Here is a 14,530-nt window from a genome sequence, read left to right on the forward strand (position 1 = left end):
TCGCGACAAACCCCGCGCGGGGTGATCGGCGCGTTCCGGTTCGGCACTTCGCAGGTGGAGAGCGAAACGGGCATGACAATTTTGCCTCCAGCGAGCATCCGAAACGCCACCAAACCACCATCTTTCCTGCTCAAGCGGGCATATGTGGAAGGAAGCACTGGTATCCGAAATCCCTGCACCTTCGCAGGGAAGAGCAAGACAAATCCCAATTTGGACTGACAACCAGTGAGTAATTCTTTGCCACTAATCGATAGGTTGCTATCGTTTTTTGGGAAGGAACAGAACGGCCGGAAGGTAAGTCAACCGGGGGGTCGCATGACCGAGTCCATTGCGCTGCCGCTGCACATGTGGCGGGCGGGGTTCGACCCCGCTCCCGAGCTGGAGGCACTTCGGGACGAGGAGGGCATAAGGCGGATCACGACGACGCTGGGCTTCGACGCCTGGCTGGTCACCCGCCACGACGACGTACGGGCGGTGCTCGGTGACGCCGAGCGCTTCAGCAACGACTGGCAGAGCCACTACCCCGTGCCCGGTGATCCGTACCGGACCGAGGAGGAGAAGGCCAGGTTGCGCGCGGGCAACCTGCTCTCCTTCGACCCTCCTGAGCACACCCGGATACGCCGGATCCTGACGCCGGAGTTCACGCTGCGCCGGATGCGCAGGCTCGAACCCCGGATCACGCGCATCGTCGAGGACCACCTGGACGCGATGGAGAAGGCCGGATCCCCCGCCGACCTGGTCTCCTCCTTCGCGCTGCCGATCCCCTCGCTGGTGATCTGCGAGCTGCTCGGCGTGCCGTACGCCGATCGGGAGGACTTCCAGCGCAGGACCGGCAGGTTGCTTGACCTGTCCCTCGCGCCGGAGGAGCGGATCGCGGCCCAGCGTGAGTCGCGGCAGTACATGGCCGAGCTGGTCGCCCACGTCAAGTCGGACCCGGGCGAGGAACTGCTCGGCATGCTGGTGCGCGAGCACGGCGACGAGCTGAGCGACGACGAACTCGCCGGCATCGGCAGCCTGCTGCTGGTGGCCGGGCACGAGACCACCGCCAACATGCTGGGCATCGGCACGCTGGCCCTGCTGCGCCACCCCGACCAGCTCGACCTGCTCAGGAAGGAGCCCGAGCGTGTCGAGGCGGCGATCGAGGAGCTGATGCGCTGGCTCAGCATCGTCCACTCCGGGGGCTTCAGGATGGCGACGACGAAGGTCGAGGTCGCGGGGCAGGTCATCGAACCGGGCGAGCTGGTGCTGTGCTCCCTGCCCGCGGCCAACCGCGACGCCGCGTTCGTGCCCGATCCCGGGCAGCTGGACATCACCAGGGGCGCCTACGGCCACATGGCCTTCGGACACGGAGTGCACCACTGTCTGGGGGCCCCGCTGGCGCGGATGGAGATGCGGGTCGCCTTCCCCGCGCTGCTTCGGCGCTTCCCCGGGCTGCGCGTCGTCGATCCCGAGGCGCACTTCCGCACCTTCCACGTGGTGTACGGCCTGACCTCCCTGCAGGTCGCCTGGTAACCGTCCGCATCCGGACTGCTAGCGTTCGGTGTGTGCCAGAGCAACGACACAGAGCCGATGCCCTGCGCAACTCCGACAGGATCGTCAGGGCTGCGATCACGGCCTTGCGAGAGGGGGGCACCGCCGTACCCCTCGATGAGATCGCCCGCAGGGCCGGGGTCGGGATCGCCACCGTCTACCGGCGGTTCGGCGACCGTGACGGCGTGATCAGGGCCTGCTTCGAGACGTACTTCACCGAGGAGGTCGAGCCGCACGCGCTGGCGGCCCGCCGGGCGGCTGACCCTCGGCAGGGGCTCGCCGAGGCGCTGGGCGCCATCGTGGACACGTTGGCCTCGCACCGCGCCCTGCTCACCGCGGCACGGGAGGCGGGCGCGTTCACCGAGTCCCTGTTCGAGCGGTTCGGCGCGCCGCTGGGCGACGTGCTCGCCGACGCCCAGCGGCGCGGACTGGTCCGCGCCGACCTGCTGGTCCGCGACCTGGCGGCGATGGTGGTGATGACCCTGGCCACGATCGGCCCGACGGGTCTCGACGGCCACCGGAGATACCTGGCGCTCCTGTTCGACGGGACCCGTCCTTCAGAGGCGCCGCTGCCTCCGCCGTCCGAGCCGGGCGAGAGGATCAGTCCCGCAGGGCAGCGGCCTCACGCCCGTGCACGATCAGCGCGTACAGGATGACGACGTCGACCGCGATGACGACGATGGACCACCACGGATTGGCCGCGAGCCAGGCCATCTGGGTGATGGCGTTGACCGCCACGAGGACGACGGCCGCCATCCGCGCCCACTCCTGACCCATCAGCAGGGTGATGCCGACGGCCACGAGCAGGATGCCGAGTATGAGGTGGACCCAGCCCCATCCGGTGAGGTTGAGCACCAGCAGCTTGTCGCGGATCTGCACGTAGAGATCGTTGTTGAAGATCGCGTACAGACCGGAGATGGCGTTGAAGAAGCCGTCCACGATCATGACCACGCCCGCGAACCAGATCCAGCCGATCCAGCCCGTCATCCGCGTGTTGTGTGCCATATGGTGCTGTGCCATATGAATCTGCTGCCCCTTGACCGGTGAGCCGTCACCGACGCCGGGGAAACCTCGCCCGTCCCGGTGCCGTCCCGTGGACGGGTCTTTGCCCTCCACTCCTCCACGGGCGAAACCACGGGCGAAACCGCCGCCGACCGTACCGTCCCGGCTGTGCGGATTGAGTGATCCGACCCCGGGTACATCGCACGTTCCGTCCGGGTCCGCGGCACGCGTCCGCACTGATCACTTTCAGATACACTTCTGTATCTGAGCGCGGAGGTATGTGGATGCGGTTGTCAAGGGAGCAGAGCCGTGAGGAGACCAGGCGCAAGTTACTGGCCTCGGCCTCGGAGCTGTTCGCGGAACGCGGGGTCAACGGCACCTCCATCGAACAGATCGCCGAGCGGGCCGGCTACACCCGAGGGGCTTTCTACGGCAACTTCGACGGCAAGCACGAGCTGGTCGTCGCACTGCTCACCAGGCGCACCGAACGGGCACGGGAGGAGTTGGCCGAGATATGCGGCCGGGCCACCTCGTCCGAGCATCTGACGAGCCTGCTGCACGCCTGGCACCGCGACCACGCCGAGCACCAGGAGAGCTGGCTGGCGCTACGCCTTGAGCTCCTCCTCTACGCCCTGCGCAACCCGGAGATCCGCCCGTTGCTCGCCCAGCGGGAGCTGTTCGCCAGAGACGCGATCACCGAGGGGGTACGGCGGGAGCTCGTCCGCCGGGACGCGGGCCCGCCCGCGGACCCGAAACTGCTCTCCATGATCGTCCACGCCCTGGAGGACGGCCTGCTCGTCCAGAGGCTGCTCACCCCCGACGACGTCGACGACCGCACGGCGACCGACGCCGTCACCCTCCTCCTCGACTCCTGGGCGGCACTCGACACGCGAAAGAAGGACTGATGCACGACTACCGGGTGACCATCAGAGGCAGGTTCATCGGTCTCACCGACGACCAGCGGGCCGAACTGACCGCGCGACTGGCCGACCGCGACATGCTGCTCAACGGCTTCACCAGGGAGGGCGGCTTCGCCTACGACGCCGCCATCGGGCCGTTCAGCTTCCGCTACGTCATCGCGGTCGACGACGAGGAGGGCGAGGCCGAGGCCGTCGAACTGGCCCTGGCCGCCGTCAAGGCCAGACTCGGCGAGTACGGCCACGGCGACCTGTCGGTCTCGGCCGTCGACATGCGCGAGGTGAAGATCCGCCGCCGCTGACCGCCTTCCCCAGGCCGTCCTCCGGGGTCGTCCTCCCCAGACCGTCCTCCCCGGTGGCCGTCTTTCGGCGGCCGTCCTCCCCGGTGGGCCGGGTCAGCCTCCGGGCGTGGAGGGCGGCTCGGCGACGGTGGTGTGAAGCGCGAGGCCGCCGCCGTCCAGGGGCCGGAACCCCAGTTCGTGGAGTTCGGGAACGTCGAGCGCGGTGACCACCCGTAGGGCACCCACCTCGGCCGCCTCGTGGATCACGACGCGCACCAGCGCGGCACGCACCTGCGGGGGGACGCCGGGCTGGACGTGCGCCAGTTCCAGGCGGGCGGTGGTGCGCGGCGCGTCCTCCCAGGAGGCCACCGCCTGACCGACGAAAGGCTCTCCCCGCTCGTTGTCGGCGTAGGCCTGCAACCAGCAGACGAGCCTGTTCTCGGCGACCAGCCTCCGGGGAACGGTCACGTCCATCCCCGCCTCGGCCAGCCAGGAACCGGCCTCGGACGCGGCCACGGGAACCACCATCCGCCTCCGCGCGAGACGGAACCCCCTTCGCAGGGATATGAGCGGAACATCACTGACATAGAACCCCGCAGGCCAGGGGTCCGGGGCGTCGCGAACGCCCAGCACCACATAACCGTCCCTGACCGTCCTGCGCCCCCGGCGGACCAGCCCGGTCGCGAGTTCCTCCGCGAGGCGGTAACCGACGTCCGCCGCCCATTCGTCCGGCGAGGTCATCGGTTCGCCGATCACGGAGTTCCTCGGCTCCGTGGGAAACGCGACCTCGACGGCGTAGGTGTTCGGGTCCTTCCTCCAGCGGAAGACCACCAGCATGCCGTACGGCTCCGCGACGACATCGACGACGAAGGCCCCCTCCGTCAAGACCCTCACCCGCAGCAGACACCCCCTGAGCGCCGCGAAGACCTCCTCCCGAGACCACCCGGTCATCATTTCCCCACCTTCCCGTTGTCGTGTCGCCCGGCGCGGGGCGTATTTCGACCACCGTGGGCCGAGCGCGAAAGCCTCACATGAGAGCCCTTTTCCGGAGCCTCGGTCCCGGCGGTCAGCCCACGCAGGTCGGCCGGGTGCGGCGCCAGTAGGACCAGGCGGCCAGGGCCAGGGCCAGGCCGTACGCGGCGAAGGCGCCCAGGCCGAACCAGGTCACCAGGAGGGCGTCGCCCACGGTGGAGAAGTCTCCCCTGGAGACGGTGATCACGCCTGCCGTGCCGAGGGTGGCGTAGACGACTCCGGCCACCCCGTAGGGCGCGAGCGTGGCGGCGCCGATCAGTGCCGGGGTGAGCGGCAGCCAGCGGGGCACCCGCCTCCCCCGCAGGACGAGCGTCCAGCGGGGGAACACCTGGCCCCAGGGCCGCACCAGACCGAGGAGGAGGAACACTCCGAGCACCGCCAGCAGCGCTGTGGGGTCGATGCCCCAGCGGTCCAGGGTGAGCCACAGCTCCGAGGCGCCGTTGCGCTCGTGCGTCGCCACCATCTCCTCGCCGGTGATCCCCGCGAAGGTCCCGCCGAGCGCCCATGTCGTCTTCATGACCGCGTAGGGCAGGAACGCCGCGGCGCCCACGTAGGCCGACGCCCGGACGCGCCGCGGAGCGGGTGTGGGTTCCGGCCTGTTCCACACGGTCGAGGAGGTGTGTACGGCACCGCACCGCGGGCAGACGCCGGAGGTCGAGGAGCGGTAGGAGAGGGCCGTGGCGGCGAGCAGCACCACACCGAGCCCGGCGAGCGCCCGGTTGGCGGCCCCCGTCCAGCTGTCGACGGTCTGGCCGAAGACGAAGGTGATCGCGTCCATCAGCAGGCCGAACGCGGCCACGCCGACCAGCGCGCACAGCCCGATCAGGGCGGCGAGAACGACCCGCCGGGGAAGCCGCGGGCCCCGGGGCCGCGCCACGGCCAGCGTCGTCACCGCCACGAGGGCGGCGGCGGTCACGGCGGCCCAGTTCAGGCCGACCGGCAGCGGATGCGCGGCACGGTAGAAGATCGCGGTTCCGGTCAGCGCCGTGACCAGGCCGAACCCCCCGTAGGCCACCGCCCAGCCGAAGGCCGCGTACCCGGTCCACGCCAACCGCCGATCGGGTGACGATGGATGTGCGATGTCAGTCATGAGCCGACCCCCGTTCGGCTCCGGAACCTACACAGGTGGTCCTGTGGCGAAGCTGAGCCGGGCTGAGAGGGCTCACAGCCGATCGGTCAGTCGTCCTCGTCGGGGGGCGGGTCGGGCAGCCGCCAGCCCTCCAGGAGGAGGGGCAGGGTGTAGTGGGTGGCGAGCAGGGTCAGGGCCAGGGGCAGCAGCAGGGCGGTCGGCACGTCCAGGGTCAGCCGGCCTCCCGTGCTCCACAGGCCGGCCAGGACCACCAGTACGGCCAGCACGACCGTGGTGAGGGTGTGCGCGCCCGTGTAGGCCCGCTGCTGTTCGCCACGCTGCCGTTCGTCGAGATACTCGGCGGGGATGGTGGTGACGCCCTTGGTGGCGAGGGTGAGCCAGCCGTACACCGGGACCAGGACGGCCACGGCGAGCGCGAACATGGACAGGTAGACGTTGCGGGCCAGGTCGCTCGGCGCGAGCCTGACGATGACCACCAGGCCCGCCCAGAGCACCAGCAGGGCCGCGCCCCCGGCGATCACGAGCCGCCTGCGGTTGCGCCTGCCCGTCCAGACACGACGGGCCGGGCTGTTCTCGATGAGGGCCACACGTTCGCGGACGCGACGGTCGATCCAGCGACGCATCGGTCTCTCCTTCCTCATGTCCCGCCCCCGCTGCCCAGCCGGGCGAAGGGGGTCAGTGAGAACACGACCTCCACCGGCACCTCGAAGTACTCGGCGATCCGCAGCGCGAGGAACAGGCTGGGGCTGTACTCGCCGCGTTCCAGGTAGCCGACCGTCTGGTAGTGCACACCCAGGGCCGTCGCCAGGTCCTTGCGGGAGATCCCGCGTTCGGCGCGCAGCATCGAGATGCGGTTGTAGACGATCTCGCTGGACATTCGGGAGCCTCATATCCGCCGCTCGGCCTGCCGGGTCCCGGACGCCCCGCGGGTGACCTTGCGCAGCAGCCAGGGTGCCAGAACCATACCGGCGATCGCCCAGAGTCCCATCACCGTCGCGGCGGTCCCGAGCTGCCAGGCGCCGCCGAGTTCGGCCGCCGCGGCACCCGGCGGCAGGAACGCGGCCCGCAGGGCGTGTCCCTGCCAGTAGAGCGGGAAGGCCTGGGCGACCCGGCCGACCACCTCGGGCAGCATCCGCAGCGGGAGCATCACCCCGGAGATCAGCATCAGCAGCATGGACGGCAGCCCGAGCACCAGCGCCGCGCTCTTGGGGTTGGACAGCATCGCGCCGAGCGCGGCCCCGACGGGCACCACGGAGAGCGCCCCGAGCACGAGCGCCCAGCCGAAGGTCAGCCACGCCTGCGGGGTCGCGGGGGGCCGGACGCCCGCGACGAGCACGCCCGCCAGCAGCATCAGCGTCGCCTGCGTCAGGATCTGGCACAGCACCGAGACGGCGCGTCCCGTCACGTAGACCGGGATGCCGCGCGGCAGCGCCCGCAGCCGGAGCAGCGCGCCCTCCTCCCGGTCGGCCGCGATCAGCATCGGCAGCGTCGTCACCCCGGTGGAGAACACCATGAACGCCGTGAACCCGACCGCCATGAACGTGGCCATGTCGACTCCGCCACCGGCCGGGTTGCCGCCTATCCACAGCGTGAGCAGCAGGAAGACGCCGACCCCGCCGGCGAGCTGGCCGGTCACCTCCTTCCTGTCCCGCAGGAGGGTGCCCTGCTCGATCAGTCCTCGGCGGATCCCGAGGCCCAGTGTGCCGTTCATGCCGCGCTCCGATCGATCAGGCTCAGGTAGCTCTCCTCCAGCGTCGGCCGCCGGATCTCCAGGTCGGGGACGGGCCCGCCGTACCTCTGGTGGAGTTCCCAGGCCAGCCGTGACGGGTCGTCGGTCAGCTCGCACCCGTCCTGCCAGCGCACCCGTGACGGCGCCCGTACGGCGGCGGCCAGCTCGGCGGGGGTGCCGGAGACGGCGACGCGTCCCTCGACCAGCACCGCGATGCGGTCCGCGAGCCGTTCGGCCTCGGCCAGGTCGTGGGTGGTCAGCAGGATGGTCGTGTCGAGCCCGCGGACCAGGTCGTGGAACTCGCGCCGCGCCTCGGGGTCGAAGCCGGTCGTCGGCTCGTCGAGGAAGAGCAGGTCGGGCCTGCCGACGACGCCGAGCGCCACGTCGAGCCTGCGGCGCTGGCCGCCGGAGAGCTGGCCGACCTTCGCGGTGGCCTTCCCGGACAGGCCGAGGGCGTCGAGCAGCTCCCCGGTGTTCCACGGCGCCGGGTAGTGCGCGGCGACGTGGCCGAGCAGTTCGCCCACCCGCCAGCGCGGGTGGTCCCGCCAGTTCTGCAGGACGACGCCGAGCCTGGCCCGCCAGGCGTCGTCGCCCCGCGCGGGATCGACGCCCAGGACCTCGACCTCGCCCGCCGACGGGAGGCGGAAGCCTTCGAGGATCTCGACGGTGGTCGTCTTCCCCGCGCCGTTCGGCCCGAGCAGTGCGACGGTCTCCCCGCGTCGCACCTCAAGGTCGACCCCGCGCAGCACCTCGTTCCGGCCGTACGACATTCGCAGCCCGCGAACGCTAATCACAGCATCCATGCTTTCGAATGTAGTACACCTACTACATCCCAAACAACCACTACTACGAACGGATCTCGGCTGCCAGGATGGAGAGATGATCGACGTTCGTACGGCCCACACCTCGGAACTGGACACCGCCACCCTCGAAACCGCCAGGAGACTGCTCGTCGAGGTCTTCGACGGAGACCTGAGCGACGACGACTGGGAGCACGCCCTGGGCGGGGTGCACGCCCTGGCCTGGCGGGGAGCCGAGCTGGTCGGGCACGCCTCGGTGGTCCAGCGGCGGATGCTGCACGGCGGCAGGGCGCTGCGCGCGGGCTACGTCGAGGCCGTCGGGGTCCGCGCGGACCTACGGCGCGGAGGGTACGGCACCGCCCTGATGGACGCGCTGGAACGGGTCGTCCACGGCGCCTACGACCTCGGCGCGCTCAGCGCGTCCGACGAGGCCGTGCCCTTCTACCGGGGACGCGGCTGGCGGCAGTGGCGGGGCGAGACGTTCGTGCTCACCCCGGACGGCCTCGAACGCACCGAGGAGGAGGACGAGGGGGTCCACGTCCTCCCCGTGACGGTTCCGCTCACCCTGTCGGGCACGCTGACCTGCGACTGGCGCGACGGTGACGTCTGGTAGGCGCCGGTCACCGCGAAGTCAGGGGGCGGCGATCCACTCGGTCTCGGTGGTCAGCGCGTCCAGGTCCTCCTGGACGGGGGTGATGCCGATCCCCGGCCCCGAGGGCACGGTCATCTCTCCCCCGGTCAGCACGAACGGCGCCGTGACGTCCCGCCCGTAGTAGCGCGCGGTCGCCGAGATGTCGCCGGGCAGCGTGAAACCGGGCAGCGCGGCGAGTGCCAGGTTGGCGGCCCTGCCGAGACCGGTCTCCAGCATGCCGCCGCACCACACGGGCAGCCCGTTGGCGCGGGCCACGTCGTGGATGCGCCGCGCCTCCAGGTAGCCGCCCACCCGGCCCGGCTTGATGTTGATGATCGAGCAGGCGTCCATCCTGATCGCCGCCGCCGCGTCACGCGCCGAGGTGATGCTCTCGTCCAGGCAGACCGGGGTGTTCGACCTGGCCGCGAACCGGGCGTGGGTGTGCAGGTCGCCGGGGGCGAAGGGCTGCTCGATCATCGCCAGGCCGTAGGCGTCGAGCCTGGTCAGATGGGGGATGTCGGCGGCCTCGTAGGCGGTGTTCGCGTCCACGGTGAGCATCACGCCGGAGCCGAAGGTCTCCCTGACCCGCCTGACGGGTTCGAGGTCCCAGCCGGGTTCGATCTTCAGCTTCACCCTGGCGTATCCGGCGGCCAGGTGCCGGTCCACGGTGTCGAGCAGCGCGTCGATGCTCTCGGCGATGCCGACCGAGACGCCGACGGGCAGGCTGTGCCGTACCGCGCCCAGGTAGGAGGCCAGGGAGACGCCCCGGGAGCGCAGCCAGGCGTCGAGCACGGCCGTCTCGACGGCGGACTTGGCCATCTGGTGGGCGCGCACGTGGCCGAACGCGGGGGCGACGGCCGCCGGGTCCAGGTCGAGGGGGAAGAGCACCGGCAGCAGGAACCGGCGGATCACGTCCGCGGCGCCCTCAAGGTACTCGGGGCAGTAGCTCGGCTCGTCCTCGGCCACGCACTCCGCCCAGCCCTCGCCCTCGTCGGTCACCACCCGCACGAGCAGCGCCTCCCGCACCGTCTGGGTGCCCAGGGACGTCCTGAACGGGGTCACCAGCGGCAGCGCGACCTTACGCAGCTCCACACCTGTCAGTTTCACGCCGTGCCTCCTCTGGCCAGCAGATACCACCCGGATCGGGTGAAGCCGGTGATCCGGTAACCGTCGGCGAACGCCGCGCCGAGCACCCCGCCCAGCGCGGCCCGCCAGTGTCTGGCCTCGCCGGGCTCGTCCACGCGCAACCGCTCGATGTCCGGCGGAGTCGCGCAGCGTAGCAGAGGCGCCCCGCCGCCGGGCCGTACGGTCCCCGCCTCGTCGAGGACGGTCACGGCGGCGGTCTCGGACGGCCCTGCCGCCCGTTCGGTGGCCGGGGCGGGGTCCGGGGTGACGGGCCAGGTGACGAACAGCCGGTCGGAGACGTCCCCGTCGTTGATGCCGTCACTCATCGGGCCGTAGAAGTCAGGGAGGTACTCGGCGACCTTCGCGCCGAGTTTGACCAGGTTGAAGTAGGCGTTGCGCCGTACGAGCGGGTCGAAGGTCCAGGAGACGGCGACGAGGCCGCGCTCGGCCGCCCAGGCTCGCTGGTGTTCCTTGAGCGCCAGGCCGACGCCGAGTCCCCGCGCCCGGGAGGCGACCCCGGCGACGTGGGAGTGCAGGCTCCTGTCCGCGGCGAGGAACCCCACGGCGGCGCCGACCAGTTCCTCGTCGAGGAAGGCGCCGCCGATGTAGCCGCCGACGTGCGCCAGCGCGCACATCACGTCCAGGGAGATGGGCGGATCGTCACCCGGCCTGGTCCCCCAGACCTGACGGAGCAGCCGGTCGGCGCGCTGCAGGTCGGCGGTGCCGTGCAGAGAGAGGAGACGTACCCCGGCCCGAGCCGAGGCGAGGAGTTCGACCATGGCAGACAGCATCCTGCCGGAAGGCCTCCGGAGCGTTGGCGCACACGCCGAACTTCACCCGCCCGGATTTGTGGTCCCGCTCAGCGCCACCCGTCCGGCGCTCGCACGACCTCGCGGCGTCGCCCGAACCCGTACGGCCCGGCGGCGCCGCTCGAAGCCCGCCCGGCCCGATGACGCCGCTCACGAGCCGTCCGGTCCCGCGGCGCCGCTCAGCCGGAGCTGGAGCGCCAGGACCAGGCGGGTGTCCGGGTCGTCCAGGTCGATCAGCTCGCCGATCCTGCGCAGCCGGTAGCGCAGGGTGTTGGGGTGCAGGGACAGCGTGTCGGCCGCCCTGGGCACGTCGTAGTGCGCGGTCACCCACACCCGCAGGCTGCGCACGTAGTGGGTGCCGTGCCTGGCGTCGTGCGCGGCGACCACCCCGAGCGGCTCGCCGTGCAGGGAGGGCTTGGCCCGGACGGAGGCGTCCATGTCCATCAGGAACAGCGCCGCCGACAACTCCTCGTGGTGCCCGACCTCGGCCCTCGCGTACGGCCCGCACACCGCCCGCAACGCCTCCTCCGCCTGACGGGCGCTGGTCGGCGCCAGCGCGGCCGCCGGGACCACCCTGCCGATCCCCGCCCGCCACTGCCCGCCGAGCCGGTCGCGCATCCTGGCCAGGACGTCGGCGGTGATCCTGCGCAGCAGCGGCGTCACCGAGTCCGTGGCGACGATCGCGTGGGCGCGCCCGTCGACCGCCCCCGTCGCCGCGCGCATCCGGTAGGCCGCGTAGGCGGTGCGCAGCAGGTCGCCGGTGTGGGTGGCCGCGAAGGCGTCGGCCGTACGGCCGTGCGGCCCGATGGTGACCACGGTGACCGGCTCGTCGGGCAGCAGGCCGAAGGAGGTGGCCAGCTCCCTGACCGGCCCGATGCCGCGCAGCAGGTTGCCCAGGCACTCGTCACGGCGCCTGCGGGCCTCGTCCGCGGCCAGGGTGATCCTGGCCAGGTGGGGGGCGGCGGCGCGGGCCGCCTCCGCGAGCACCTGCGCGGCGTCGGCCGCCAGCGGCTCCTCCGCCCTGAGCGCCCAGATCGTGCCGAGCGCCTCACCGTGCGCGCGGATGGCGATGGCCAGCCGGGGGTAGTACTCGCGCGGTTCGTAGCTCCACACCGCGTCCTCGGCGCGCAGCACCGCGGCGTACTCCTCGGTGTTGGTCGGGTGCTCGGGCACCCTGCGGCCCAGGATGCCCTCCCTGCGCAGGTCGTCGATCTGCTGCCCCTCGACCGTCGAGTAGGCCAGCACCCGCATCGCCAGGTCCTCGATGGCCACGGCCCCGCCGACCCGTACCGCCACCTGGTTGGCCAGCGCGAACAGGTCGGCCGCCCTGGCGTCGCCCAGCGACTCGACGGGCGCGACCACCGCGAGCAGGGCGTCGATCAGCGTGTAGAGCTGCCCCCAGGACAGGTCGGGAGCGGCGGCGAGCAACGCCGTACCGGCCGCCTCTGCCACCTCGGCCAGCGACTCCGGGTCGCTCGTGCCCGGTTTGACCACCACGACCGCGACGCCCGCCTCACCCGCGCGGGTCAGCATCTCGGCGGACGGGCGCCCGGTGACCAGCAGCACGGCGCCGTCGAGACCGGTCATGGCCTCCTCGGGGTCGTAGATGACCGGTGTGCCGATCAGCGGCTCCCTGCCGCCGGGCAGGGCGAGCGGACGCACCATCTCGGGACCGAGACTGTCCAGCAGCACACCGAGCGTGACCCGGCCGCGCGCCGTCATGACATCCCCCGGCGCAGGACCGTTCCATGCCTGCCCCCGGTGAACTCGCCGTCGGCGACCACCTCCCGCCCGGCGAGGAACACGTGCCGCACCCCGTGGGGACGCACGTCGGGGACCTCGTAGGTGCCGTCGTGGCCGACGGTCGCGGGGTCGAAGACGCAGACGTCGGCGACCGCGCCGGGACCGAGCCAGCCCCGGTCGGTCAGCCCGAACTGGGCGGCGACGGCCGAGCTGACCTTGCGGATCGCCTCGGGCATCGGGACGACCTTCCGCTCCCTGACGTAGGTCCCCAGGAAGGTGGGGAAGGTGCCGAACGTACGCGGGTGGTTGGGGCCGACCGGGGGCCCGCCGTCCGAACCGATGGAGACCAGCGGATCCGCCATGATCGCGGTCACGTCGTCGTCGTGCATGGTGTGGAAGACCCCGGAGGCGTGCGGATCCCGCCGAAGCAGGTCGCACAGGGCCTCCCACGGGTCCCCGGGCAGGTCGGCAAGGCGCCTGCCCTCGACGGCGGGGTCGGAGTGGGTCAGGATCTGCACGTCGGCCGGGTGCAGCTCACGCCACAGGCCGACCCCGGTGCCGGTCGCCGGGTCCTCGGCCATCGCGCGGAGCGCGGCCCTGGTCAGGGGGTCGGCGAGCCTGGCCAGCAGTGCCTCCTGGCCGCCCTCGCAGGCGACCGGCGGCAGCACGGCGACCAGACCGGTGCAGAAGGCCAGGTACGGATACACGTCCGCGCGCACGTCCAGGCCCGACCTGCGCGCCTCGGCGAGCTTGGCCAGCAGCATGGCCGAAGACCCGTGTACGGCCCGGCCCGACGCCTTGCAGTGCGAGACCTGCAGCCGCACCCCGGCCCGGGTTGCGACGGTGATCGCCTCGTCGAGCGCGTCGGCCAGGCCCTCGCTCTCGCTGCGCATGTGCGTGGCGTAGGGCAGGTTCCACCGCCGGGCGACCAGCGCGAGCGCGACCAGTTCGTCGGTGCCGGCGTAGGCGCCGGGGACGTACTCAAGGCCGCTGGACAGCCCGACGGCGCCCGCCTCGAACGCCTCGGCCGCCAGGACGCGCATCCGGTCGAGCGCCTCACCCGTCGGCTTCGCCTCCATCCCGCTCGCCGCCAGCCGCAGCGTGTTGTGCCCCACCATGACGGCCAGGTTGTTGCTCGGCCCCGCCGCCCGCGCCGCGTCGAGGTACTCGCCGAACGTGGTGAACGCCTGCTCGGCCAGTACGGCGGGCATGAACCCGGCCGTCTCCGGGTTCGCCGGCCCGCAGGAGAAGCCGCAGTTGCCGACGATCTCGGTGGTGACGCCCTGGTGGAGCTTGAAGGGCTGGGGTTCGGCGAGGAAGGGCACGGTGTCGGAGTGGCTGTGCGGATCGACGAAACCGGGGGCGACGACCATCCCCGCGACGTCGATCACCCGCCTGGCGGGCCCGAGGTCACGGCCGACGGCGACGATCCGGCCCTGGGAGATCGCGACGTCGGCGTCCTTCGCGGGGCTGCCGAACCCGTCGTGAACGCTTCCATGGCTGAGCAGCAGGTCGTGCATGATGCAAGGTTTCCTTTCTCGCTACTCCGGCCACAAGCGACCAAAGTATGCAGTGTCTCTTTGCTCCGCCTTCGGCGTCGCGGGTTCGGGCGCCTTGAGCCAACGCTTTCCCTCGTCGCTCATCCGCTTCGCTCCTTCGCTCCTCAGTCCAAGCGTCGGCGCGCCCGAACCGTGTCTCTTTGCGCCCTGCCTTTTTGCGACGCCTTCGGCGTCGCGGGCTTGGGCGCCCCGAGTCGGCGTCTTCCCTCGTCGCTCGTCCGCTGCGCTCCCTCACTCCTCAGTCCAGACACCGACGCGCCCAAGCCGACACTCCTCACGCAC

Annotated in this window: 16 protein-coding genes; 5 read left to right on the forward strand and 11 right to left on the reverse strand. The window is 71.5% G+C overall.

What is annotated here, in order from left to right:
* The first annotated feature begins 315 nt into the window (after positions 1-315).
* Together ABT340_RS28140 and ABT340_RS28145 are read left to right on the forward strand one after the other, a co-directional pair.
* A complete protein-coding gene (locus tag ABT340_RS28140) occupies positions 316-1,512 on the forward strand; it encodes a cytochrome P450 (RefSeq protein ID WP_352013847.1) in 1,197 nt (398 codons plus the stop codon).
* Positions 1,513-1,544: 32 nt separating this feature from the next.
* Positions 1,545-2,186, forward strand: a complete 642-nt coding sequence (locus ABT340_RS28145) for a TetR/AcrR family transcriptional regulator (RefSeq protein ID WP_352013848.1) — start codon at positions 1,545-1,547, stop codon at positions 2,184-2,186.
* Here the strand turns inward: ABT340_RS28145 and ABT340_RS28150 are convergent.
* Positions 2,131-2,550: a DUF7144 family membrane protein gene (locus tag ABT340_RS28150; protein WP_352013849.1), complete on the reverse strand. Its 420-nt coding sequence runs from the start codon at positions 2,548-2,550 to the stop codon at positions 2,131-2,133. The two genes, ABT340_RS28145 and ABT340_RS28150, sit on opposite strands and share 56 nt — an antisense overlap.
* A gap of 266 nt (positions 2,551-2,816) precedes the next feature.
* Between ABT340_RS28150 and ABT340_RS28155 the strand changes: the two genes are divergently transcribed.
* A complete protein-coding gene (locus ABT340_RS28155) occupies positions 2,817-3,437 on the forward strand; it encodes a TetR/AcrR family transcriptional regulator (RefSeq protein WP_352013850.1) in 621 nt (206 codons plus the stop codon).
* Positions 3,437-3,751 (forward strand): DUF6204 family protein, encoded by a 315-nt coding sequence (locus tag ABT340_RS28160; RefSeq protein ID WP_352013851.1) that lies wholly within the window; start codon positions 3,437-3,439, stop codon positions 3,749-3,751. Before ABT340_RS28155 ends, ABT340_RS28160 begins: the two co-directional genes overlap by 1 nt.
* A 93-nt stretch (positions 3,752-3,844) precedes the next feature.
* Here ABT340_RS28160 and ABT340_RS28165 read toward each other — a convergent pair whose 3' ends face one another.
* From ABT340_RS28165 to ABT340_RS28190, 6 genes are all read right to left on the reverse strand, one after another.
* Positions 3,845-4,681 (reverse strand): hypothetical protein, encoded by an 837-nt coding sequence (locus ABT340_RS28165; RefSeq protein WP_352013852.1) that lies wholly within the window; start codon positions 4,679-4,681, stop codon positions 3,845-3,847.
* Between the two features lie 115 nt (positions 4,682-4,796).
* Entirely contained in the window at positions 4,797-5,852 is a 1,056-nt protein-coding gene (locus ABT340_RS28170; protein ID WP_352013853.1) for a hypothetical protein, read from the reverse strand.
* 86 nt (positions 5,853-5,938) lie between these two features.
* Positions 5,939-6,475, reverse strand: a complete 537-nt coding sequence (locus ABT340_RS28175; RefSeq protein ID WP_352013854.1) for a hypothetical protein — start codon at positions 6,473-6,475, stop codon at positions 5,939-5,941.
* A 14-nt stretch (positions 6,476-6,489) separates the two neighbouring features.
* A complete protein-coding gene (locus ABT340_RS28180; RefSeq protein WP_352013855.1) occupies positions 6,490-6,729 on the reverse strand; it encodes a helix-turn-helix transcriptional regulator in 240 nt (79 codons plus the stop codon).
* Positions 6,730-6,738: 9 nt separating this feature from the next.
* Positions 6,739-7,563: an ABC transporter permease gene (locus ABT340_RS28185; RefSeq protein WP_352013856.1), complete on the reverse strand. Its 825-nt coding sequence runs from the start codon at positions 7,561-7,563 to the stop codon at positions 6,739-6,741.
* Positions 7,560-8,384: an ABC transporter ATP-binding protein gene (locus ABT340_RS28190; protein ID WP_352013857.1), complete on the reverse strand. Its 825-nt coding sequence runs from the start codon at positions 8,382-8,384 to the stop codon at positions 7,560-7,562. Before ABT340_RS28190 ends, ABT340_RS28185 begins: the two co-directional genes overlap by 4 nt.
* A gap of 76 nt (positions 8,385-8,460) precedes the next feature.
* Between ABT340_RS28190 and ABT340_RS28195 the strand changes: the two genes are divergently transcribed.
* The gene (locus tag ABT340_RS28195) at positions 8,461-8,994 is read left to right on the forward strand and encodes a GNAT family N-acetyltransferase (RefSeq protein WP_352013858.1); all 534 of its coding nucleotides are present in this window, start codon (positions 8,461-8,463) and stop codon (positions 8,992-8,994) included.
* Positions 8,995-9,012: 18 nt separating this feature from the next.
* Here the strand turns inward: ABT340_RS28195 and menC are convergent, their stop codons facing one another.
* The 4 genes from menC to ABT340_RS28215 form a co-directional block, all read right to left on the reverse strand.
* Complete coding sequence (menC, locus tag ABT340_RS28200) at positions 9,013-10,119, reverse strand: o-succinylbenzoate synthase (protein ID WP_352013859.1); 1,107 nt, start codon at positions 10,117-10,119, stop codon at positions 9,013-9,015.
* Entirely contained in the window at positions 10,116-10,916 is an 801-nt protein-coding gene (locus ABT340_RS28205; protein ID WP_352013860.1) for a GNAT family N-acetyltransferase, read from the reverse strand. Before ABT340_RS28205 ends, menC begins: the two co-directional genes overlap by 4 nt.
* 180 nt (positions 10,917-11,096) lie before the next feature.
* A complete protein-coding gene (locus tag ABT340_RS28210) occupies positions 11,097-12,668 on the reverse strand; it encodes a PucR family transcriptional regulator (RefSeq protein WP_352013861.1) in 1,572 nt (523 codons plus the stop codon).
* Positions 12,665-14,209, reverse strand: coding sequence for an N-acyl-D-amino-acid deacylase family protein (locus ABT340_RS28215; protein WP_352013862.1), 1,545 nt, complete (start codon positions 14,207-14,209; stop codon positions 12,665-12,667). Before ABT340_RS28215 ends, ABT340_RS28210 begins: the two co-directional genes overlap by 4 nt.
* Positions 14,210-14,530 lie beyond the last annotated feature (321 nt).

Origin of the sequence: Streptosporangium sp. NPDC000239 (assembly GCF_040300765.1) — a bacterium.
GTDB lineage: Bacteria > Actinomycetota > Actinomycetes > Streptosporangiales > Streptosporangiaceae > Streptosporangium.